This is a genomic window from Peribacillus sp. TE19612, from assembly GCF_056279465.1.
In genome coordinates this window covers 1-23,148 of sequence record NZ_JBWCCL010000008.1, presented here as the reverse complement: position 1 = coordinate 23,148, position 23,148 = coordinate 1, and the positions used below count along the sequence as shown (strand labels likewise).

The following is a 23,148-nucleotide window of genomic DNA, read 5'->3' as shown; positions in this document are numbered from 1 at the left end:
ACTACTTTATTGAAAAATCACCATTTTTCAATAGTGTGGGCGAATATTTTCAAGACAGGACCGACATTACAGGATTCGATGGAATATTACGGAAAATGAGCAAATTCAGCAAAAATTTTAACTCTCCTAAAAATGACAAATAAAAAATCCCCCGCTTTATTAAGCAGAAGATTGGTAATGCCCTCGGCAGGAATCGAACCTGCATTTCAAGCTTCGGAGGCTTGCGTTCTATCCGTTGCACTACGAGGGCGTAATAGAAAATATTTTTTCAACAGACTTCATTATATGATAGAATCCCCTCCTTTGCAAGGGTTATCAGGTTTAAAACTTTATCATTTGGGTATTATGGGTAATGTGGAAATTCATCCCTGTGCGGCATAATATATAAAATAATCTATCAGGAAGGAGCCTTAGCCAGAAAATTGTCGAACAAATTATCCATAATAGGGTTTGTTTTGTTTGACCTAAATTGACCAAAAAGTGTATCATACATACATAAAGAATTTAAATGATTCTCTTAATCGAAGGAGGAAATGAACATGAATTTAATTCCTACAGTTATCGAACAAACAAGTCGTGGGGAGCGTGCCTACGATATTTACTCCCGTTTATTAAAAGACCGGATCATTATGCTAGGAAGTGCAATTGACGATAATGTTTCCAACTCCATTGTTGCTCAATTACTATTTTTAGAAGCGGAAAATCCTGAAAAAGATATCACTCTATACATCAACAGCCCTGGCGGAAGCATCACTTCCGGTATGGCCATTTACGATACCATGCAATATATCAAGCCTAATGTATCGACAGTATGCATCGGTATGGCCGCTTCCATGGGTGCTTTCCTATTGGCCGCTGGCGAAAAAGGCAAACGTTATGCGTTGCCAAACAGTGAAGTCATGATTCACCAACCACTTGGAGGAGCTCAAGGTCAAGCTACGGAAATTGAAATTGCTGCCCGCCGTATCCTTCACTTGAAAGATAAGCTGAACCAAATCTTGGCAGAACGTACGGGACAACCTATCGAAGTCCTTCAAAGAGATACGGAACGTGATAACTTCATGACTTCCGAAAGAGCTCTTGAATATGGCTTGATTGACAAAGTCATCACGCGCAGCGTTCTTGATGATAAAAACTCTAAGTAATCCTGCAACAAAAGAAAGGCTCCGGAGATCGCCATAAGCGACCTCCGGAGCCTTTTTTTCATGATAAAAGAAAAGGATGCACATTTAGGCATCCCCTTTTTTAACCCTCTTGCTGAACGAACTCTTCCAATGCTTCTAACGCTTCTTTTTCATCGCGTCCTTTGACGATTAACTTCACGGACACGCCAGAACTGATGGCTAGGCTCATTAATCCCATTATACTTTTTGCATTCACTTTCTTTCCTTCTTTTTCAAGAAAAACATCTGAATGAAAGCGGTTAGCTTCTTGTACAAAAAGCGCCGCCGGCCGAGCTTGCAAACCCGTTTTCAATTTTACCTCAACTTGTTTCTCCACCATCTTGATCTCCCCTGTTAGCTTTATTTTTTCGCAGCAATAGCCTCTCCCCCACGGAGCCTGTCAGCTATTTCATCAATCTTTCGCAATCGGTGATTAATCCCGGACTTACTGATGGTTCCTCCGGATACCATTTCCCCAAGTTCCTTTAAGGTTATATCCTGAAACGCTATCCTAAGCTCCGCAATTTCCCGAAGCTTATCCGGTAAAATGCTAAGTCCTACCGTATCCTCGATATAATGGATATTTTCAACCTGGCGCAATGATGCCCCGATCGTTTTGTTCAAATTGGCTGTTTCACAATTCACAAGTCGATTCACTGAATTACGCATATCACGGACAATCCGTACATCCTCGAACCTTAATAAAGCTGAATGGGCGCCAACTATACTTAAAAACTCGGCAATCTTTTCGGCTTCTTTCAAATAAATGATGTACCCCTTCTTGCGTTCAAGTGTCTTGGCCTTCAAGCCAAACTTATTCATTAGCTCACAAAGGGCATCATTGTGCTCTTTATAAAGTGAGAAAATCTCAAGGTGATAGGAAGACGTTTCCGGATTGTTAACCGAACCCCCTGCAAGAAATGCACCTCTTAGATAAGAACGCTTACAGCATTTCTTCCCAACAATAGTATCGGATATATCATGGAGAATTTCAAAGCCATCTCCTAAAATTTCCAAATCGGTTAAAACCCGCTGTCCTCCGGATGACATCCTGACAATATATACATTGTTCTTTTTAAGCTTCATCTTTTTACGGACCAACAGCTCGACCTGGACCTCATAACTTTTTTTAAGCAGCGTATAAATCCTTCTGGCAATCGCAGCATTCTCAGTTTGAATATCCACAACAAGCTTCCGATTAGAAAATGAAAGGGATCCGTTCATCCGGATAAGCGCACACAATTCCGCTTTACCGCAGCAATCCTTTCCCTCTAATGTTGTAAGCTCTTTTTTTGTTTCTGAAGCAAAAGACATCCATTTCACCCCCAATCGAACGCAGGTAATCTATTTTTATCAATCAAAAAACCGTCCCCGCTTATATTTACGGTACTATGTGGCTTTTTGTTTCATTTACAAGCATATTATAAAGCAAATCCGCCACTTTTTTCGTATCATGGCGTATTACATTCCCTTCATAGCTGAAAATGCGTTCTTGTATGATTTCAAGACCCATCATTTTTAAGCTTTCCACATCATACATGACCGGTTTTGCATATTCAGCTTGATAGCGCTGCTGAATCTCGGTTGGTATTTCCTCATTATTAACAAGTATCCTGTCAATATATGCATTTCCCATATGGTCATATATCGCTTTTATATGATCACTCGCGCTATAATCCAGAGTCTCGCCGGCTTGTGTCATCAAATTGCAAATGTACACCTTCTTAGCCTTGGAACGGGCTACCTCTTCTCCTAAACCAGGGACAAGTAAGTTAGGCAGAATGCTAGTATATAGGCTTCCTGGACCTATGACTATAAGATCTGCCTGCTTGATTTCCTGGAGAGTTTCACTAAGCGGCTTTATATGACGAGGAGACAGGAATACTTTTTTTATTTTCTTTCCTGAGAAGGGAATTTTGGATTCTCCTGTAACAATCGTTCCGTCATCCATCTCTGCATGGAGAACCACACTTTGGTTGGCAGCCGGAAGCACTTTGCCGCGGACATTAAGGAATTTACTCATTTCCTGGATCGCATGGACGAAATCCCCGGTCAGCGAAGTCATTGCCGCCAGTATCAAATTCCCAAGCGAATGCCCTGACAACTCATTTTTACTCTGAAAGCGATGCTGAAACATTTGTTCAACAAGGGGCTCTACATCCGATAACGCAGCCAGCACGTTACGAATATCACCCGGAGCGGGAATATCCATATCCTCGCGAAGGCGGCCTGAACTTCCACCATCATCAGCAACCGTTACGATTGCCGTTATATCCACCGGATGCTTCTTTAACCCTCTCAACAAAACAGGAAGGCCGGTTCCCCCTCCGATGATCACAACCTTAGGCTGTTTCTTTTTATCTAACATCTGCTTTCCCCTTACTTTTTTCGATATCGCGATGTGATACTTGAACCCTGTAATCCTTTTTGAAGTGGTTTGAAATATACTCCGTCAAAGCTACAGAACGGTGCTGACCGCCTGTACACCCAATCGCAACAACAAGCTGTGCTTTCCCTTCACGTTTATAATATGGAAGCATGAAAGCGAGCAGATCGGTCACTTTTTCCAAGAATTTTTGCGTCTCACTCCATTTTAAAACGTAACTCGACACTTCCTGTTCCAAACCAGTCCTTGGCCTCATATGATCAATATAATATGGATTTGGCAGGAACCGTACATCAAACACAAGGTCGGCATCTATGGGCAGACCATGCTTGAACCCGAACGACATGACATTGACTGTAAAACCGACACTTTTATCGGCAGAAAACTCCGAAGCGATTTTCTCCCTCAATTCGCGCGGCTTCAGTTGGGAAGTATTAAAGATCAACTGGGCCCTTCCCTTCAATTCGTCCAAAAGTTCCCGTTCCATTTTAATGCCTTCCAATGGCCGGCCTAATGGAGCAAGGGGATGGGTCCTTCTCGTTTCCTTATATCTGCGTACCAAGGAATCATCATCCGCTTCAAGAAAAAGGATTCTTGGTGATACTGCAGCTGCATCCGTTAAATTATCCAGTGCAAGAAATAAGGAATCAAAAAATTCCCTTCCCCTTAAATCCATGACAAGAGCCACTTTATTCATCTTATTCCCGGAGTCCTTCATTAACTCCAAAAACTTTGGCAACAGCGTGGGCGGCAAATTATCGACGCAAAAAAAGCCGAGGTCTTCAAAACTTTGAACCGCCACTGTCTTGCCTGCTCCGGACATTCCGGTAATGATGACCAATTGCGTTTCACTCATCTGCCCTGTACTCATAGTTTCTCCGCCCCCATGTATAGCAATCTTTTTTATATCTAAAAATTAACCTGGATCCAACCGGTAAGAAAGCAGCTTGAACTCTGGCGTATAGGTAAAGGTTCCATAGATGATCCCACTGCCATGAACCATATAATCCAGGATGTGAAAATCACCTTCAGCCATCATCAGCTTTTTAACATCTTCAACCGGATGCCAGCTAAGTTCCCCTTCTTCACAAACATCCACATTTACACCATCGGAATCCGTTGCAAAGAAAGTGAACATCATCCATTCTGATAAAACTTTATCTCCGTCCTTCATGATGAAGGTGAAAATACCTTTGATGGAAGGGTTTTTTAAATAAACGCCCGTTTCTTCGCGATATTCCCTAATGCAAGCATCTCGTACAGACTCCCCAGGTTCCATCTTGCCGCCGGGAGCTACCCACCATCCGCGTCTAGGCTTTTTCAATAAGAGGATTTGATTATCTCTGATCAATACACAGTTTGTGACACGTTGCACGTTCTTCACCTCGATTGGCTCTGCTCGACTATAGAAACCTTCCCCCCCGTGTTGAAGAGATTCAGTTTATATCCTTAAACCGCCGCTAGATATCCATTTGGCGATTTACAAATGCTAATAGTTCAAACAAGTTGTATTTTTCATCTTCTTACCATTATGAAAGATATATATATGTTTAGTATATCTTATCATTATACTATTTTTAAAATGAGCAAACAATAAAGTAAACTTCCTGCATTGGTGGAATCTTCATTCGCAAGGAATCACATAGGTAAGCCTTTATCCTGCTTAACTCCTATTCTTCTCCACTTTCGCTTCCTAAATGCAAAGGAACGGCTTGTTTCACATTAAAAACCGCTCGGTAACATCCTAAAAATTGGAACTAAAGATATAGTCTCAAAGCAGGAAAACAAAAAAAAGACACAGAAACTTATTCTGTGTCCTTAAACGTTTATAATTAAAGGGGGTCAACTTCTACCCCCTACTATACCGAATCATTATTTCACGCATGTTACAACATCGTTAAAACGGAATTACGTTTGTATATTCTTATGAAATCAAGCCTTTGGCTGCAATTTTTCTTGAAGTTCCTCAACAAAATGCTGAGCGGATTGGGCGGCAATGCTTCCATCGCCTGTAGCTGTAACGATTTGGCGCAATGTTTTTTCACGAACATCACCTGCAGCGAAAATACCAGGTACGCGTGTTTCCATCCGATCATTCGTTTCAATATAGCCTGTTGAGTTCAAGATGCCCAAGTTTTCAAATGGTTTCGTTAGCGGAAGCATTCCGATATAAATGAATACACCGTCTGCGTCCATCACTGTCTCTTCTCCGTTTTCAGTGGAAACTAGTGTGACACCGCCGACCTTGCCGCCTTTTTCATTGATTTCCTTCAAAGTGTGATTCCAGATGAAGTTAATTTTCTCATTGGCAAATGCACGATCTTGAAGAATCTTTTGAGCACGAAGTTCGTCACGTCTGTGAACGATCGTCACTTTTGAAGCAAAGCGGGTTAAGTACACACCCTCTTCAACAGCAGAGTCTCCGCCGCCGATAACGAACAGTTCTTTTTGCTTGAAGAATGCACCATCACAAACTGCACAATACGATACACCGCGGCCGCCCAATTCTTTTTCGCCAGGAACGCCGATTTTCTTGTATTCGGCACCAGATGAAATGATGATTGAACGTGCTTTGAATTCCTTTGAACCGGCTTTGATCGTTTTATACTCTTCACCGTCGATGATTTCCTTAACATCCCCATAGGCATACTCCGCACCGAATTTCTTTGCATGGTCAAACATTTTCGTTGAAAGTTCAGGTCCGAGTATAGTGTCGAACCCAGGATAATTTTCAACTTCCTCCGTATTGGCCATTTGCCCGCCCGGTACTCCGCGTTCTAACATCAATGTTGAAAGGTTCGCACGTGATGTATAGACAGCCGCCGTCATCCCTGCAGGACCAGCTCCAATAATAACAACGTCATAAATTTTTTCAGACATGTTTTCACTCCTCCATATTCCATTACAAATGGAACCTTCACTACGGTTAGTGTTCCCTACCTATTATCCTATATAACAAATAATTTTTCGTCCAAATATCTGCTCATCCGAGTAAGTTTTGAACCAACTTCACGTACTTCGATAAGGTGGACACCGAAATGAAATGTTTGTCTGCGATTGCCTGTTTGCTCGCCTTCTCACTTTTAAGCTGAATCCACACGTACTCCACCGCAGATGCCCATCCTGCAGGATTATTTAGCTTCTGCTCGGATTTCACCGCTTCGATGAAAACGGAAAACCACATTAAATAGAGCCCGGCTTCATTTAATTGTATCGGTTGGAAATGCTGATATAATAACTCAGCTGTGCGATCGGCAAAATCAATCGGTGTTAATTGGCGATCTTTAGCAGGACCTTGAACAAGTTCGGCATAATCACGTTCCAATTCAGTGAAATTCTGGTTTAGGTTGAGGACCTGGTTTTTCAATAGCTTCTGTTTATGAACTGAATGTTTCAGAAGGAAAATGGCAAAAAGCCTTTCTTCGATGAATTCACTTTCCAGCCTTTTTATAATAGAAGGAAAATGATGTTCAAAACCATCTGAAGTTGCATTCATATCTCCCCAAGGCTCCATGCCTTCCTTTTCCGGGTTCATTTCCACGACCTTTTTCCATGCCTTTTTGGCAGCCTGTTCGTGGCCTAGGTGGTAAGCGGAAATGGTAAGCCAATAATAGAAGGTTCCATCTCCTTCGAACCCTTGCTTTTGAAGTACTTTAAGCCAATTATATGCAGAATCATAATTTCCGATCAGAGCGAAGGTCGCTCCAAGCTTGAAACGATGTTCGGATAGCATCGGCCTAATTTTCTCCAGCATCTGTATGAGCTCTTCAACCTTTGCCTCATCCTGTTGATAATGATGAAATACAACAAGGTTACAAAGAGCATGCAGGTTTCCCGGACTTTTTTCCAATACCTCATCAAGTGTTGCAAAAGCTTCATTCACTTGACCAAGATAGAAATAGGCAAGTGCCAGGTTATTATAAGCGGACCAGTAATCCTCGTACTCGGCAATCGTTTCTTTCAGCACTTCGATCGCCTTCGGGAAATTGCCTGATTCCAGGTACTCACGGGCTTGTTCCTGTTTGGTAATGAGCCCATCATGCTTAAAGGGATTTTCTTCTGACTCATCCGACTCAAAAGTTATCAATTCAAGCAGATCCTCTGCGTCATCGCTGAACTCCCCGTCTTCTTCTTTATCAAGATAAGCACTGGCGTGACGATAAGCCTCCTTGAACATGCCTAAGTGGGCATAATTATTCGCCAGGAAGTAATGACATTCCGACATATAGGGATCCATCGCATCCAAGATGTTTTCCAAAAGGTTGTTTGAATAATTATATTCACCGATTTCCGAGCAAGTGATTGCCAATTGACAAGCTATCATCGGTTCAGCAGGTTCAAGTTCCAGCGCACGTTCCAGGTATTTCTTTGATTTAGGTAATTCCCGTCTATGATAAGCTTTTAAACCCTTGGTGAAATAATACTCACCTGTTGGGTGAAAGGTTAGAATTTTTGCCTGTTGGCCAAATTTAGAGTCTTTACTCATGTAATCCTCCATCTACAAGTTGATTAACCATAGTATTATAACATATTGGAGAAAATTTGCCGAACAATTCAAGAAAATGGAAAACGGGAATCATCAAGCTTTCTTCAAGAAAAATCGAAGCATTTTCCTTGTCATATGGGGATTCAAGATCGCTGATCGCCATCGTAAATACACACAAAAGCCCTCCTATTGACGGAGGGCAATCACATTCATTCGGTTTCTTTCGGTTCGTCCTTATCGGCATGTCTAGCCTTCAATACATCAAGCACCGCTTGGAAAGGCAGCTCCTGCTCTTGAAGAAGAACGAATAAGTGATAGAGGAGATCGGCACTTTCCATCGAAAGTTCCTCTGCATCACGGTTCTTAGCAGCAATGATCACTTCTGCCGCTTCTTCACCGACTTTCTTCAGGATCTTATCAACGCCCTTATCGAATAGGTAGGTCGTATATGAACCTTCAGGCATTTCCGATTTTCTTTTTTCAATCAATCTTTCCAATTCCGTCAAGAAAGTCACATCCGCCTTCACGTCTTGTCCGGCTTCACCATTTTGGTAAATCGTTTCGCTAAAACAGCTTGTTGCCCCTGTATGGCACGCAGGACCTGCAGGCACGACCCGAACGACCAATGCATCTTGATCGCAGTCATACTTCATTTCGGTGATTTTCTGGATATTGCCGCTGGTTGCTCCTTTATGCCATAATTCATTGCGCGAACGGCTGAAGAAAACCGTTTCCCCTTTTTCAATCGACAATTGCAGAGATTCTTGATTCATGTAAGCAAGTGTCAGCACTTCGCCTGTTCCTGCATCTTGAATAATTGCCGGTACCAGACCTTTTTCATCGTATTTAATAGTTTCAAGATTCATCGTACAACCACTCCTTGTTGTTTGAGAAACGCTTTGACTTCTTTAACGGATGTTTCTTTATAATGAAAAATCGATGCCGCTAATGCTGCGTCGGCTTTACCTTCTTGGAAGGCTTCCTGGAAATGTTCAGCGTTGCCTGCCCCGCCAGAGGCGATGACCGGAACTGAAACGGCTTCAGATACCGATTTTGTCAAAGCGATATTAAACCCTTGTTTCTCGCCGTCACAATCCATGCTTGTCAATAAAATTTCCCCAGCACCGCGGGATACGGCTTCCTTCGCCCACTCGGTCACTTCCCATTCAGTCGGTTTCCGGCCGCCGTGGGTATATACGCGCCAAGACCCAAGCCCTTCATCATATCGGGCGTCTATGGCAACCACGATACATTGGGAACCAAAATAATCAGCACCTTCATTAATTAAATCCGGACGCAGGATGGCTGCTGTATTTAAGGATACTTTATCGGCACCAGCCCGCAGGATCTTCTTCATATCCGCCAATGAATTAATGCCGCCGCCCACCGTGAACGGGATTGCCAAGCTGCCCGCTACCGCTTGAACGACGTCGACGATCGTTTCCCTGCCTTCATGTGATGCGGAAATATCCAGGAAGACAAGCTCATCGGCACCTTCTTGGTCGTAAAAGGCTGCAAGTTCGACCGGATCTCCAGCATCCCTAAGGGAAACAAATTGTATGCCCTTGACTACGCGCCCATCTTTTACATCGAGACATGGAATAATTCGTTTAGTGAGCATTTAACCACGCACCTTTTCTAGTGCTTCTTCTACAGTAAAGCGGTTGGTATAAAGTGCCTTGCCAATGATAGCCCCTGCAATGCCTTGGGCTTCATACTCCTTGAGGGTGATAAGGTCTTCGAGTGAACTAATGCCTCCTGAAGCAATCACGTTTTTACCAGTTGCCTCCGCCATGGCCAATATACCTTTCACATTCGGCCCTGAAAGCATGCCATCCGTCGCGATATCAGTCACGATAAAGGTCTCGGCACCAGCATCGGCCAGTAGTTTGCCAAGATCTACCGCAAGGGTTCCAGACGTTTGAAGCCAGCCATGAGTGGCAACCTTGCCATCCTTCGCATCGATCCCGATAGCGATATGGCTTCCATATTTCCTAATCATATCTTTAGTGAAATCAGGGTCTGAAACGGCCGAGCTGCCTAGAATGACACGTTCCACTCCATTATCCAGATAATGGGCTATATCCCGTTCCGTTCGGATGCCGCCGCCGATTTGAATGCGGGCGCCTAACTCACTTGCCGCTTTAATTACGTATGAATCATTGATTCTTACTCCCTCTTTAGCTCCGTCAAGGTCGACCATATGTATCCAACCGGCTCCTTGGTCCGCAAAGCTTTTAGCCATATCGAAGGGGGAATCACCATAAACGGTTTCCCGATTGTAATCTCCCTGGATTAAGCGGACGCACTTGCCTCCGCGCATATCAATCGCCGGGTAAATAGTAAAGTTGCTCATGCTTCTTCCTTCCCTTCTACTAATGACAGATAATTTCTCAAGAGTGACATACCCATATTCCCGCTTTTTTCCGGATGGAACTGCATGCCGAATACATTCCCTTTACCGACGATCGCCGGCACTTCCACATCATACGTCGCCGAAGCGGTAACGAATGATTCATCTGTATCGACGTAGTATGAATGGACGAAATAAACATGTTCCTCTTCCAGCCCCTCATTCACTGGTGATGCGTGTTTGAATTCAAGTCGATTCCAGCCCATGTGCGGCACTTTATAAACCTGGTCATTCGCATCCACTCCCTTAAAACGAACGACTTTTCCCGGGATGAGGGATAATCCTTTTGCCGGTCCATTTTCCTCACTTTCATCAAAGAGAAGCTGCATACCAAGGCAGATGCCTAATAGATACCCCCCATCCGCTACATATCCCCGTAGAAATTCATCCAGCTTTTGTTTTTCCAAGAGACTCATGGCATCCCTGAAAGAGCCAACGCCGGGAAGTATGATCCCTTTCGCCTTTGAAAGTTCTTTTGGGTCATCGGAAATGAATGAACCGGCACCAAGGCGCTCAAGCCCTTTACTTACAGAAAATAAATTCCCCATGCCATAATCGACGATCCCGATCATTTACAACATTCCTTTCGTCGAAGGGATGCCTTTGACACGTGGATCGATTGTCGTAGCTTCATCCAATGCACGTCCAAGCGCTTTGAATATTGCTTCGATCATATGATGTGTGTTGTGACCGTAATGAACGACTACATGAAGGTTCATCCTGGCTTCAAGAGCGAATTTCCAAAGAAACTCGTGCACCAGTTCAGTATCGAAAGTACCTACCTTTTGCGAAGGAAACTCAGCCCGGAACTCAAGATGCGGACGATTGCTTAAATCGATGACAACCTGGGCGAGTGCTTCATCCATAGGTACGAAAGCATTTCCGTAACGCTTTATCCCGCGCTTGTCTCCAAGGGCCTCCAATAACGTCTGACCCAAGCAAATGCCAATATCTTCAGTTGTATGGTGATCATCCACGTCCGTATCCCCATTTGCATCTACTGTCAAATCAAACTTCCCGTGTTTCGTGAACAAATCCAGCATATGCGTCATAAACGGAACGCCGGTCTTAATGGAGGAATTACCTTCCCCATCCACATCAAACTTCAAACTTATTTCCGTTTCATTCGTCTTTCGCTCCACACTAGCAAAACGTTCCATTACAGCTCCTCCTCAACGGGGTACGACCCCTTTTCCTAAGATGTAAATGCATGTCTAAAGTTTTTATATCACCGATTTCACTTATTTAATCATTCAGGACCTTTTCCCGATTCATTCACACCACGTGATTCGATGGCACGGGCATGGGCCTCAAGTCCTTCCATTCGGGCAAATGCTGCGATTTTTTCTGCATTTTTGCGGAAGGCCGTTTCACTATACATGATGATGCTCGATTTCTTTTGGAAATCATCCACATTCAGCGGGCTGGAAAAACGGGCGGTTCCATTGGTAGGCAACACATGATTGGGGCCTCCAAAGTAATCCCCGACGGGCTCCGAGCTAAAGCGGCCAATGAAGATTGCACCGGCATGGCGGATTTTAGCCATGATTTCAAGTGCATCTTTGGTCAAAATTTCCAAATGTTCCGGTGCAAGTTCATTAATCGCTTCAACAGCTTCTGCCATATTCCCGCATACAACGATTCTTCCATAATCCCTTATCGAGGCTGCAGCAATATCATGACGTGGAAGCAACGCCACCTGCTTGGTCACTTCTTCAGCCACTTCTTCTGCAAGAGACGTAGAAGTCGTGACCAAAACACTGCAAGCCCGGGCATCATGCTCCGCCTGTGATAACAAGTCTGCCGCTACTTCTGCAGCGATGGCCGTTTCGTCCGCCAATACCGCTATTTCACTTGGACCTGCTATCATATCAATGGCGACATCCCCGAATACTTCGCGCTTCGCTAACGCCACATATATATTTCCCGGACCCACTATTTTATCCACTTTCTTAATTGTTTCCGTCCCATAAGCGAGGGCAGCTATGGCCTGGGCCCCGCCAACTTTATAGATTTCCTTAACTCCGGCAATTTTAGCGGCTGCCAAAACCGCTGGCGATAATTTCCCATCTTTCCCTGGAGGAGATACCATAACGATCCGTTCCACCCCCGCGGCCTTAGCAGGAAGTGCATTCATCAATACTGACGAAGGATAGGCCGCTGTGCCTCCAGGTACATAAACACCTACAGCATCAAGAGGTGTCAATTTTTGTCCTAGCATCGTTCCCGTATCATCAGTCGTAAACCATGAATTTCGAATTTGTTTCTCGTGAAACATTCGGATATTATTCGCAGCTTCATGAATAATATCAAGCTGCTCAGCAGTCAATGCCGCTGTCGCTTCTTCCATTTCCAGCTCCGATACAAGCAATTCCCCTGGACTGACACCATCGAAACGTTCGGTATAGGTATGTAAAGCCGCGTTTCCGCTTTTCCTGACATCATAAATAATATCCTGAACCGCTTTTCTTTGATCGGCAGTACCTGCTTCAACCGAGCGTTTCAGGGAAATCCCTTCAGCAAACCGTTCTATTTTCATACCTTCACCTCATTAGCGATTCTTTACTATTCAATAATTTCTGCTAGCCGTTCCACGATTTCGGTAATCCTTGCTTCTTTAATTCGATAGCTGACAGGGTTTGCTACCAGCCTCGAAGTCACATTGGCGATTTTCGCATATTCCACAAGACCGTTTTCCTTCAATGTCCGCCCGGTTGAAACGATATCGACGATTCGTTCAGCTAAACCAATTAACGGTGCTAACTCAATAGACCCATTCAACTTTATAATCTCGACTTGCTCCCCCTGCTCGCGAAAATAACTGGAAGCAACATTCGGGTATTTACTGGCTATTTTGGGGGCGATGTCACTTATTTTCGTACCTGGCAGTCCAGCTACAGCCAAGTAGCAGGCACTGATTTTCAAATCAAGTAACTCATAGACATCACGTTCTTCCTCAAGCATGACATCCTTCCCTGCAATTCCAATGTCAGCGACGCCGTGTTCCACATAGGTTACGACATCCATCGGTTTAGCTAAAATGAACCTCAGATTCTCTTCTTCCACCTCAAGGATCAATTTCCGGGAATCATCAAACTCAGGAGGGAGACGAAAACCGGCCCTTCTTAATAGCTCTGCCGCTTCTTCAAATATTCTCCCTTTCGGCATGGCAATCGTTAAAAAGCTATTATTCATCTTTTCCATTCCCCCCGTTCCCCACGAATAAATGAACTTCAGAAAATGTCCGTGTAAAAGCATCGACATTTTGGACGACTGTAATATCTTGAATCGTTACCAATTTCCCTACGGAGCGTTTTTCCCTTGCAAAACCGATCGCTTCCAATCTTCGTTCGGGACTGAATAAAATACATTCTGGCGCGACAGGCTGAATCGGCTCCCCAAGAGCTTCTGCAAGACGATCCACCCGGATTGCAAAACCTGTGGCCGAAGCATTCCAGCCGAACTTCTCAAGCAGATTATCATACCGGCCGCCATTGCCGATTGGAGAACCGACTTGTCCGGCATACACTTCAAATAAAGTTCCCGTGTAATAACTCATATGACTGACCAATGTTAGGTCGAAGCTCACATATTGTTCAACGTCAAATTCTTTTAGCTGCGCAGACAATTCCTTCAGTTCAGCCAAAGAATCTTGCCCTTTATTATTTTCAACCAACCCTAGCGCCTTTTCCACGGTTCCTTCACTGCCACGTAAGGAGGTAAATTCGATAAGCCGTTGTTTATCAATGGATGAAAGCGGCAGTGATTTAACATGCTCGCGATAACCAACATAATTTTTTTCATACAAAAACTTCCTTAATATAGAGGCCCTTTCTTCCGTACCTAGAATGCTCAAGAAAAACTCTTGCAGAAATCCGATATGTCCAATGGAAATTTTAAATTCCTGAAGCCCTGCAGCCTTTAGGGCATCCGCAAGCAGGGCAATCATTTCAGCATCGGCACTTATTGACTTATTTCCGATACATTCAATGCCAATCTGTTCGAATTCTGCCGGCCTGCCTCCTTCACGCTGCTGTGCCCGGTATACATTCGCGGAATAGGCCAGGCGAAGCGGAATTTGCTGTTTTAGCAGCTTGGATGCTGCGACCCGTGCAATGGGCGCTGTCATCTCGGGACGGAGTACGAGCGTATGCCCCTGGGAATCAAGAAGTTTAAACAACTGTTGATCCAATATTGCTGAAGCCTCGCCAATTGTTTCATAATATTCCAAAGCTGGCGTTTCAATAAATTGATAGCCCCACTTCTTGATTTCATCACTCATTTTATTTCTGGCCGACACTTTCGTTTCATACAGCACCGGCAATGTATCTCTCATGCCTAATGGTTTTTCAAACATAAATGGCTTTGTCACGACTGCACATCCTTTTGCAATATTGATTACTATCTATATCCAATCGGTCCGCCTATAGGCAAAAACCGATGCACCCATTCCCTATTTTGTTTATCCCTTTATCTTTCCAAGGTTTTCACGCTTAAATCCAATTTTCGGATAACATATAAAAATAGTATCAAATTAAATGACATAATCATATAAATAATCGCAATAATCTATTAAATTACTTTAGTTCGCTAATATGGTAGCAGGTTGAAGTTATTAATAGTTTACCCCCGCCCCCACCTCACGTCAAGGAAAATATGCCTAATCCCATTCCTTCCATACCACGTCGGTCTTGGATATTTTTCATGATCGGTTTAAGCCCTTTTCCCTAGACAATTCTTCCTATCTTTAGCCATTCATTGTTATTAATGTGTACCTTTTGGTTTAGCTGTTTTATAATACATAGGAGTTTGGCAATATTAGATAAATTTAGGGGGATATGGGAATGAAGAAATATTTTTCGTTTTTTGTGGCACTTATCGTTCTTTTTTCACTGGGTTCAAGCGGAACGAAGGGTTTTGCAGCAACTAAGATCAACCAGGATGAGCTTAATGCATACCTTTCTGAAGTTAGAATGACGCAAGAAGAATTGGAAGAGTATTTATCCTATTACGACTTAACATTGAATGAATTGAAATCGGCAGAAGAGTTACGTGAAACATTAGGACCTGCCGTCACTCCTGAGACCTTACAGAATCTACTTAAACAATATGAAATGACAGAAGCTGAACTTACTGAATTATTAATGGAATACGGCGAACTGGAAGAGGGGGATTCCATCATCGATACCTTCCATTTCATTTACGACATTGAGGATATCATCGATTTAGAAATGGATTATGATGAGGAAGAGATGGAATATGATGAAGAAGAGATCAGCGATTTAATGGATGGTCTCTTTACTGAGATCGGCCTTACGGACGAAGAGCTCGACAGATTCATGAACCACCTTTTGCCTATCGTCGAAGACCCTTCTTTTGAATCTCGTTTAATGGCGATCTCCGATAGGATGAATCAACTAGATTATTTTGAAACAATTGATGAATTATCTGCAGAACAAGTGGCAGAATTGCTTTCGATATATAATGATCTTCAAAGCTTGCTGCAAATTCAATTCAAATTCGCTTTAATTCAGGATGGTATCACGACAAACCTTTCCCTTGATGCATTATTCCAGCTTAAGGAATTGACGAATGCTAGTTTACTAGTCTCCATTTATGATTTAAACGGCAAGTTCCTGCTCGATTTTACATTGACCGGTGAAATGATCGGTTCCGATTTAGTGAAAGAAACCGGCAATGACATGAAACAGTCCACCGAGGTCATTTCTAAAGTGGCTGAGGTAAAAAAAGAAAAGAAGAAACCGGCAAAACCTGAGCATAAAACGGAAAAAGGTGGAGTGCTTCCTAAAACGGCAGGTAATTATTTATTCGGTGCTTTATTCGGTTTAATGTTGATTGGTATCGCTTTCGGATTAATTAGAAAAGCGAGACTCACTAATTAAGATGAGCAAAAAAAGGCAATCCAGGCATAAGAAAAAATCGTTGCTTATCACTGCTGTATGCTTTTTAACCTTAGGTTTTTATTTTACAACGACAAACGCTTATACGCTGTTAAAAGGCTATGCCCTATATAAATGGAATAATTCTGACACGACGGAAGCAACGGCTAAGCTCCCCGAACCGAAGACGAAAGCAGATAATCCTGATGGCATTGAACTATATGAAGAACGACCGGAAACCGGTGATTTGATGGGGGAGCTATATATTCCAAAAATCGAAGCAACACTCCCGATTTATCACGGAACGGACGAAGATGAGCTCGAAAAGGGCGTCGGTCATTATGCGGGATCCGTCCTTCCCGGTGAAAAGGATAATTCCGTTTTATCCGGTCATCGAGATACAATTTTCAGAGATCTAGGTGAAGTCGGCGAGGGTGACTTGCTGATTGCCAAGACAGAAGCAGGTACGTTTACATATAAAGTGAGGAAGGTCCGTATCGTCGATGCAGATGACCGTACCGTGATCGTTCCCAAGCCTAAAGCCACACTTACAGTAACAACCTGCTACCCGTTTTCATATATTGGTAGTGCACCGGAACGGTACGTATTGGTTGCCGATTTATTGAAATCGGAATAGATAAATGAGATGCGGGGCTGAAGTCGTTCAGCTCCCTCTTCATAAATCTTTACTAGATGATAGGAGGACTAGCTCAATATGGAAAAACAGGCACAGGAAAGGTTTTTTCAAATTTTAAAAGAAACGTATGAAGCGACGGTGAACCAGGAAAATATATCAATCAACGAAATGATAGAGCATCTAAAGAATGAACTGACTCCGTTATACCCAAAATGCCATTAAAAAAGGACCTGCCGCATATAGGGGCAAGTCCCTTTTTTCATAAGGAAGTTTGCTGCGCTCTCTCAAGCATTTCCTCTTTGGTATATATGATTTTCATTGGATTCCCGCCAACGAAAGCTCCCTCCGGAACATCCTTATGGACAAGCGTCCCCGCAGAGACAATCGCCCCATTACCAATTGAAAGTCCTGGAAGAATGGTCGAATTCGCGCCAATCAATACTTCATCGCCAATGACTACTTCTCCTAAACGATATTCATGAACCAAATATTCATGAGCAAGGATCGTCGTATTATAGCCAATGACAGTATTTATTCCGACCGATATTTTTTCCGGAAACATCACATCCGGCATGACCATCAAGGCAAACGAAGTATGCTTCCCTACCTTCATATGTAAAAAAGTCCTATATAGCCAATTCTTCATGCCCAGAAAAGGCGTGTAACGCGCTAGCTGTATCACCACAAAATTCTTGACGACTTTCCAGAATGGAACGGTCTTATATACATGCCATAGTGAATTGGCCCCTTCAACTGGATAGCGGGACGTGCGTCTCATTTTTTTCTAGCCTCCGTGAGTTTTTCCACCTCAACGATACTCAATAAATCCGCCATCTGCTCAAGCATATAATCAGGGTGATAGCTTTCCAGGTATTCACGGCCTTTAATGGACCAGGAGACCCCTGCCGTTTTTGTACCTGTATTTTTCCCGCCCATGATATCATGATAACTGTCGCCAATCATGATCGCTTCTTCAGGAACCGAACCGAGCTGATGTAAAGCTTTTACCAAAGGCTCTGGGTCCGGCTTTGCCTTTTCCACCTCTTCCAGTGTGACCACCACTTCAAAGAACTGATCCAGTTTGCTTAAACGCAGGCCCTTTTCGACGACATCGCGCTTCTTTGTCGTAACGACTGCCAATTTATAACCGCTCTGCTTCAGCGTTTGAACGGTTTCGAACACCCCGTCAAATTGTGTGACAAGCAAATCATGGTTCCTCCAATTATGCTCCCGATAGTATGCGATCATTTCGTCCACACGTTTTGGATCAATGGAAGAAAACGTATCGACCAAAGTCGGTCCGATAAATGGAATGATATCTTCCCGATTGTACTTTCCAGGACAAAAGTGGTTTAAAGTTTCTGTAAAAGAGGCGATGATCAATTCATTTGTATTGATCAACGTACCATCAAGATCAAATAATAATGTAGTTATGTTACTGTTCATATACAGCTTCCTTTCTCTGTACCCTATCAGTCCGATTCCATATATACGCAACGGCCATCGTTAAAACAATGGCAGTGAGCAGCCGAATAAGTAACAGCGGCAAGACCGGAATCCCCAGCGGAATAAAAATCAGTGTGTCTTCTACAACAGCATGGCAGGCAACTAAAAAGATGAATGCAATCGTCATATCCTTCTTCGAAACATTATCCTCTTTAGCCGCTTGAATCATCACGCCTGCGCCATATGCCAAACCGAGAGTCAGGCCTGTAACGAAAGGCATGGAAGCATTCGGCTTCATCCCCAGGACCTTCATGAAAGGGGCAAGGGCTTTCGAGAAGGCTTCCAGCCACTTTAAATCCTTCATGATTTGAACCGCCACCATGAGCGGAATAACGATGACCGCCAACTGGCCAATACCTGAAAGGGCCTGGATGACCCCATGCAAAAGGATTGCTCCCGTTCCGTTAATCTCTGCAGCCTCCCCGATAGCCGTTCCTTGGGCCATTTCAGATCCGCCCTGCCAAACAAGATTGATAACGACAGCGGACAAAAGCGCAAGCCCGATCCGTACTGTTAGGATGACCCACAGCTTGACACCGGTTTTCATCGCCACACCTGACTCGATCAATAAATTATGTGAAAAAGATAGCATCATAGCGATGATAAAAACTTCTTTCACAGTCAAATCAAGCGTTAATATGCCTGCAATCGCTGCGTATAAATTCAGGAAATTCCCTAATACAAGCGGAATTGCAGCATCCCCTGGAAGACCGATGAGATTCATCAAAGGCGCTATCAAGTTGATGATGAACGGCAATACAGGCGTATATTGAAGCACAGTGACGATCAGAGTAACCGGAAATATCACTTTCCCCAAAGACCAGGTTGTATTCAAGCCTGAAAGAAGTCCCTTTTTAACCGAATCTACTATCACTATGCCCTCTCCCTTTTCACATATTACCTATGCATCTAAATATCTTTTGTCTGCATGCCCGCGGACCCTTCTATAGACCACTAAAGCAATGGCTACAGCTATCAACACTACCGAAATCACTTGTGCGATACGCAGTGACTCCGTCAGCATCAAACTGTCCGTCCGCAATCCTTCGATGAAATAACGTCCGATGGAATACCATATTACATAGGTTAAAAACAGTTCCCCCCTGCGCAAGTTCACTTTCCGTAAACTTAAGAGAATTATGACTCCGAGGATATTCCAAATCGATTCATACAAGAAGGTCGGGTGATAATACGTACCGTTTATGTACATTTGATTTATGATGAATTCAGGCAAATGCATATTTTCAAGGAATGACCGTGTTACTTCTCCCCCATGCGCTTCCTGATTCATGAAATTACCCCAACGGCCAATCGCCTGCCCCAACAATAAGCTCGGTGCAGCAATATCCACCAGCTTCCAAAATGAGACCTTCTTGACCTTTGCAAAAACGATTGCAGTCAGCACCGATCCGATCAACGCACCATGTATGGCAATTCCGCCATTCCATATTTTTATGATATCCCCCGGGTTTTGTGAATAGTACTCCCATTGGAAGATCACATAATAAATACGGGCACTAATGATCGCGATCGGGACAGCAAACAAAATCAAATCAGTAAATATTTCCTTATCAAGACCTCTTCGCTCCGACTCCCTTAATGCGATAATAAGACCCAATAACACACCGAAACCGATGATTAGCCCATACCAATGTACCTGAATGGGACCTAGATCAATCGCTATCGGATTCAGCGGCTGTATTCCTTGTTCCATTTTGTCCCCTCTTTTCCTATAACCTTTTAAAATTCATCATGTTCCGGGTCTGCAATGGCATGGTTCAAGCGATCTGAAAACTGTTCTGCAGCATTTACTCCCATTCGTTTCAGGCGGTAATTCATGGCTGCCACTTCAATGATAACAGCTAAATTTCGCCCTGGACGGACAGGTACGGTAATTTTCGTCACTTCCGTATCGATGATTTTCATTTTCTCTTCATCAAGGCCAACCCGGTCATACTGCTTATTTTTTTCCCATAGTTCAAGATTGATGACGATTGAGATCTTTTTATTGCTGCGGACTGCACCAGCTCCAAAAAGTGTCATTACATTTATGATTCCCAATCCCCTAATTTCAAGAAGATGTTCAATTAAATCCGGGGCATTCCCGACTAGCGTATCTTGATCTTCCTGCCTGATTTCGACACAGTCATCGGCTACGAGACGATGACCCCGTTTCACTAATTCCAGGGCTGTCTCACTTTTACCGACTCCGCTTTTGCCGGTGATCAACACACCTAAACCATAGATATCCACCAATACACCATGAACGGCAGTGGTTGGTGCCAACCTGCTTTCAAGGAAATTGGTCAGACGGCTGTATAACCTTGTCGTCTTCATATTGGATCTCATCACAGGAACGGATTCCCGCTCAGAAGCTTCGATCAATTCTAACGGCACTTCCTGACCACGCGTAATGATGATGCCTGGAGTAAAGTCCCGGCACAACTCTTCCATCCTCTGTATTCGATCCGGTTCATTCAACCGATTAAAAAAGGACATCTCCGTCATACCTAACAGCTGTACTCGATCTGCGGGATAATAATCAAAAAAACCGGCTATTTCAAGTCCGGGACGAGATAAATCACTCGTGACGATCGGTCGGTTAATTCCTTCTTCCCCACTGATAAGTTCTAGACCGAACGCTTCTACTATATCCTTTGTACGGACTTTTGCCATATATCTTTCCTCCTTTTGGAGCGATGCTATTTTTTGAGATACTTTTTCTATTTTAGCATTTTTCTGTTAATAACCAAACAATGCATTATCGATTTATCGTTTTTTTATTCACTCCGCACGGATGATGGCAGCGGGATGGCCCCATAACCAATAAAGAGAGGAGAGGAACATACATGAATCCTTACACCAAAATAAAAGCAAGCCCGGCAGTTTATATTGGCGGGCTCTCTTAGTAGACAAAGGGGGGAGAATAATGTTCCTGAACCAACTCCAACGCAAAACCTCCAACTCCTTATAAATTTAATAACAAATTTGATTGGAGAGGAAGGTACGAGACTCCTGCGGGCAAAGCGCGTCTAGGGGGGAGACCCCACAGGCGCAAGCCGAGGAGGCTCCACGACCGCCTCTGGATAAGCGAGTGCCTGGAGCGGAAATCAACAACCAAATTGTACAATCCAAAAAAAATGCAGGCAAACTCATTTTCAGAGAGTTTGCATGCATTTTGCGCCGCCAGTGAACTTTCCCTTTTCAGGAAACCGTTATTGCTGCAGTCTTCGTTTCTGCAAAAACATGAAGCACAGGAACCTCTTCTTTAACCGTCTTGAACTTAAGGACCTTCTGAACCACATCACTTTTCTCTTCGATGATGGTCATCCCTTCCAAAGTTACATTAAAGCTTCCTAAATTGGATTTCAACTCTCCTTCGATCGCCTTACCTGGAGGCAGGGTCAGCTGGACTTTTCCAGTGACTGACTTAGCATGGATCGAATCGCAATCCATCCCTGAATTCGTACAGATGACTTCACCATTGAACGTTTGAACATCCAATTTCTTGAAGTACCCATCGGCATTAATCGCTCCATTCAAGGTCTCGGCTTCCAAGTCATTAAAATTGGTATCTGAAATGGTGATCATCCCGTTACCAGTTTCAAGCTCACAGGAATCACCCGTACCCTGCATGATATGAATGGCACCATTCGCCGTTTTCGCTTTAAAGTTCTCTGATTTCAATGATTCAGCCGTGATTGCGCCATTGAACATCCTTACATGAATGTCCTCATATTCCTTTCTTGGAATGTACATGGTCGTATCAACCTTTATGGATTTTTCACGAACCTTGAACTTCAATTTTCCATTTTCAATCGTGAAATCGACTTCTTCCAAAAAGTTTTTCCTGGCTTCTTCTATATCTTCCACACGGTATACCTTAGCCTGGCATTGCACCCGGACATCATCATGGTCCCATGCGGCGATTTTCATTTTCCCATTCGCTATATCTACATCAACTACATTCAGGAAATCTTGATCATGCTGGAAAATATGACTGACCTCCACAGATTTCCCGAAATTGAAATCAAGATCCGTTTCTTTGATTTTCTTAAAAGCACTTTCAACGAAATCCATAATCTTTTCTTTCGATGACTGGATATTCTTCTTAAACGTATCCTGATTGCTTCCTTCGCTTTTCTTATCCACGACTACCGTCGATAATTCATTTTGCAATTTCTGCTCTTTAGCTTCACTTTCCTGACTGGCTTTATCTAATTCTTCCAATAGGCCCATGGCTTCTTCCGCTGATAACTTTCCACCCTGAATCATTTCTAAAATTTTCTTTCTTTCCTCCTGCATGAACATTCCTCGCTTTCTTCTATCATTTTATTCATACATACGCCTAGATATCTAAAAAGTTTCATAAATACCGTTTTTCCCATCATTCGACAAACGAAAATGACAATTTCCGAAAAGGAAGATGTTTGATTTCCCCGGAAATATCTTGTTTTCCCATTCTTTAATCAAATGATTGATTAAATGCACACCGTCATTTTTCTACAAAAAAACAAGCCTGATGGCTTGTTCAAGACTGTAGATAAACTCGAAGAAAAGCCAGTTGATCTGACCCAATAAAGTTAGACATATAATTTAAGCAGCTTCTAAGACCTGAGTTCGGTATTCTATCGGACTCAGGTCTTTTAATTTTACC

26 protein-coding genes and 1 tRNA gene are annotated in these 23,148 nt (G+C 43.3%); 4 read left to right on the top strand and 23 right to left on the bottom strand.

Going from position 1 to position 23,148, the window contains the following annotated elements:
• Nucleotides 1-178: 178 nt before the first annotated feature.
• Nucleotides 179-250 (bottom strand) — tRNA-Arg (locus ACZ9AO_RS15010).
• 289 nt (nt 251-539) lie between these two features.
• On the opposite strand from ACZ9AO_RS15010, the gene clpP reads away from it, so the two are divergent.
• Complete coding sequence (clpP, locus tag ACZ9AO_RS15005) at nt 540-1,145, top strand: ATP-dependent Clp endopeptidase proteolytic subunit ClpP (RefSeq protein WP_034309977.1); 606 nt, start codon at nt 540-542, stop codon at nt 1,143-1,145.
• A 100-nt stretch (nt 1,146-1,245) separates the two neighbouring features.
• On the opposite strand, the gene ACZ9AO_RS15000 is transcribed toward clpP, so the two are convergent.
• The 16 genes from ACZ9AO_RS15000 to ACZ9AO_RS14925 form a co-directional block, all read right to left on the bottom strand.
• Nucleotides 1,246-1,503: an HPr family phosphocarrier protein gene (locus ACZ9AO_RS15000; RefSeq protein ID WP_476109364.1), complete on the bottom strand. Its 258-nt coding sequence runs from the start codon at nt 1,501-1,503 to the stop codon at nt 1,246-1,248.
• 20 nt (nt 1,504-1,523) lie between these two features.
• Nucleotides 1,524-2,477 carry a DNA-binding protein WhiA gene (whiA, locus tag ACZ9AO_RS14995; protein ID WP_034309971.1) on the bottom strand — a complete coding sequence of 318 codons (954 nt, stop codon included), beginning with the start codon at nt 2,475-2,477 and terminating at the stop codon, nt 1,524-1,526.
• 67 nt (nt 2,478-2,544) lie between these two features.
• Nucleotides 2,545-3,531 (bottom strand): gluconeogenesis factor YvcK family protein, encoded by a 987-nt coding sequence (locus ACZ9AO_RS14990; RefSeq protein ID WP_063595787.1) that lies wholly within the window; start codon nt 3,529-3,531, stop codon nt 2,545-2,547.
• On the bottom strand, nt 3,521-4,420 hold the full coding sequence (gene rapZ, locus ACZ9AO_RS14985) for an RNase adapter RapZ (protein WP_048688021.1): 900 nt from the start codon (nt 4,418-4,420) through the stop codon (nt 3,521-3,523). The genes ACZ9AO_RS14990 and rapZ overlap by 11 nt, the downstream gene beginning before the upstream one ends.
• 45 nt (nt 4,421-4,465) lie before the next feature.
• Complete coding sequence (locus ACZ9AO_RS14980) at nt 4,466-4,924, bottom strand: NUDIX hydrolase (RefSeq protein WP_034309963.1); 459 nt, start codon at nt 4,922-4,924, stop codon at nt 4,466-4,468.
• A gap of 557 nt (nt 4,925-5,481) precedes the next feature.
• Nucleotides 5,482-6,429, bottom strand: a complete 948-nt coding sequence (gene trxB / locus ACZ9AO_RS14975; protein ID WP_034309960.1) for a thioredoxin-disulfide reductase — start codon at nt 6,427-6,429, stop codon at nt 5,482-5,484.
• A 103-nt stretch (nt 6,430-6,532) separates the two neighbouring features.
• Complete coding sequence (locus ACZ9AO_RS14970) at nt 6,533-8,035, bottom strand: tetratricopeptide repeat protein (RefSeq protein ID WP_476109363.1); 1,503 nt, start codon at nt 8,033-8,035, stop codon at nt 6,533-6,535.
• Nucleotides 8,028-8,213, bottom strand: coding sequence for a hypothetical protein (locus ACZ9AO_RS14965; RefSeq protein WP_476109362.1), 186 nt, complete (start codon nt 8,211-8,213; stop codon nt 8,028-8,030). Before ACZ9AO_RS14965 ends, ACZ9AO_RS14970 begins: the two co-directional genes overlap by 8 nt.
• A 31-nt stretch (nt 8,214-8,244) precedes the next feature.
• Nucleotides 8,245-8,901 (bottom strand): bifunctional phosphoribosyl-AMP cyclohydrolase/phosphoribosyl-ATP diphosphatase HisIE, encoded by a 657-nt coding sequence (gene hisIE / locus ACZ9AO_RS14960; protein ID WP_251540511.1) that lies wholly within the window; start codon nt 8,899-8,901, stop codon nt 8,245-8,247.
• A complete protein-coding gene (gene hisF, locus ACZ9AO_RS14955; protein ID WP_251540513.1) occupies nt 8,898-9,656 on the bottom strand; it encodes an imidazole glycerol phosphate synthase subunit HisF in 759 nt (252 codons plus the stop codon). The genes hisIE and hisF overlap by 4 nt, the downstream gene beginning before the upstream one ends.
• Complete coding sequence (gene hisA / locus ACZ9AO_RS14950; RefSeq protein ID WP_476109361.1) at nt 9,657-10,391, bottom strand: 1-(5-phosphoribosyl)-5-[(5-phosphoribosylamino)methylideneamino]imidazole-4-carboxamide isomerase; 735 nt, start codon at nt 10,389-10,391, stop codon at nt 9,657-9,659.
• Complete coding sequence (hisH, locus tag ACZ9AO_RS14945) at nt 10,388-11,020, bottom strand: imidazole glycerol phosphate synthase subunit HisH (RefSeq protein ID WP_476109360.1); 633 nt, start codon at nt 11,018-11,020, stop codon at nt 10,388-10,390. Before hisH ends, hisA begins: the two co-directional genes overlap by 4 nt.
• Nucleotides 11,021-11,608, bottom strand: coding sequence for an imidazoleglycerol-phosphate dehydratase HisB (gene hisB / locus ACZ9AO_RS14940; protein ID WP_048688005.1), 588 nt, complete (start codon nt 11,606-11,608; stop codon nt 11,021-11,023). It abuts the gene before it with no gap.
• A gap of 89 nt (nt 11,609-11,697) precedes the next feature.
• On the bottom strand, nt 11,698-12,987 hold the full coding sequence (gene hisD, locus ACZ9AO_RS14935; protein WP_476109359.1) for a histidinol dehydrogenase: 1,290 nt from the start codon (nt 12,985-12,987) through the stop codon (nt 11,698-11,700).
• Nucleotides 12,988-13,013: 26 nt separating this feature from the next.
• The gene (hisG, locus tag ACZ9AO_RS14930) at nt 13,014-13,643 is read right to left on the bottom strand and encodes an ATP phosphoribosyltransferase (protein ID WP_034311625.1); all 630 of its coding nucleotides are present in this window, start codon (nt 13,641-13,643) and stop codon (nt 13,014-13,016) included.
• Entirely contained in the window at nt 13,636-14,820 is a 1,185-nt protein-coding gene (locus ACZ9AO_RS14925) for an ATP phosphoribosyltransferase regulatory subunit (RefSeq protein ID WP_048687999.1), read from the bottom strand. The genes hisG and ACZ9AO_RS14925 overlap by 8 nt, the downstream gene beginning before the upstream one ends.
• Nucleotides 14,821-15,292: 472 nt before the next feature.
• Here ACZ9AO_RS14925 and ACZ9AO_RS14920 point away from each other — a divergent pair, with 472 nt between their 5' ends.
• The 3 genes from ACZ9AO_RS14920 (at nt 15,293) to ACZ9AO_RS14910 (ending at nt 17,207) form a co-directional block, all read left to right on the top strand.
• Nucleotides 15,293-16,351: a processed acidic surface protein gene (locus ACZ9AO_RS14920; RefSeq protein ID WP_476109358.1), complete on the top strand. Its 1,059-nt coding sequence runs from the start codon at nt 15,293-15,295 to the stop codon at nt 16,349-16,351.
• A gap of 1 nt (nt 16,352) precedes the next feature.
• Entirely contained in the window at nt 16,353-16,985 is a 633-nt protein-coding gene (locus ACZ9AO_RS14915; RefSeq protein WP_251540522.1) for a class D sortase, read from the top strand.
• A gap of 78 nt (nt 16,986-17,063) precedes the next feature.
• Nucleotides 17,064-17,207 carry a YwzD family small protein gene (locus ACZ9AO_RS14910; RefSeq protein ID WP_251540524.1) on the top strand — a complete coding sequence of 48 codons (144 nt, stop codon included), beginning with the start codon at nt 17,064-17,066 and terminating at the stop codon, nt 17,205-17,207.
• Nucleotides 17,208-17,244: 37 nt separating this feature from the next.
• Here ACZ9AO_RS14910 and ACZ9AO_RS14905 read toward each other — a convergent pair whose 3' ends face one another.
• From ACZ9AO_RS14905 to ACZ9AO_RS14880, 6 genes are all read right to left on the bottom strand, one after another.
• A complete protein-coding gene (locus ACZ9AO_RS14905; protein WP_476109357.1) occupies nt 17,245-17,763 on the bottom strand; it encodes an acyltransferase in 519 nt (172 codons plus the stop codon).
• The gene (ppaX, locus tag ACZ9AO_RS14900; protein ID WP_476109356.1) at nt 17,760-18,431 is read right to left on the bottom strand and encodes a pyrophosphatase PpaX; all 672 of its coding nucleotides are present in this window, start codon (nt 18,429-18,431) and stop codon (nt 17,760-17,762) included. The genes ACZ9AO_RS14905 and ppaX overlap by 4 nt, the downstream gene beginning before the upstream one ends.
• Complete coding sequence (locus ACZ9AO_RS14895; protein WP_251540531.1) at nt 18,421-19,365, bottom strand: nucleoside recognition domain-containing protein; 945 nt, start codon at nt 19,363-19,365, stop codon at nt 18,421-18,423. Before ACZ9AO_RS14895 ends, ppaX begins: the two co-directional genes overlap by 11 nt.
• A 27-nt stretch (nt 19,366-19,392) precedes the next feature.
• A complete protein-coding gene (gene lgt / locus ACZ9AO_RS14890; protein ID WP_340878088.1) occupies nt 19,393-20,205 on the bottom strand; it encodes a prolipoprotein diacylglyceryl transferase in 813 nt (270 codons plus the stop codon).
• A 26-nt stretch (nt 20,206-20,231) separates the two neighbouring features.
• A complete protein-coding gene (hprK, locus tag ACZ9AO_RS14885; protein WP_048687982.1) occupies nt 20,232-21,167 on the bottom strand; it encodes an HPr(Ser) kinase/phosphatase in 936 nt (311 codons plus the stop codon).
• A 528-nt stretch (nt 21,168-21,695) separates the two neighbouring features.
• Entirely contained in the window at nt 21,696-22,796 is a 1,101-nt protein-coding gene (locus ACZ9AO_RS14880; protein ID WP_476109355.1) for a DUF4097 family beta strand repeat-containing protein, read from the bottom strand.
• Nucleotides 22,797-23,148 lie beyond the last annotated feature (352 nt).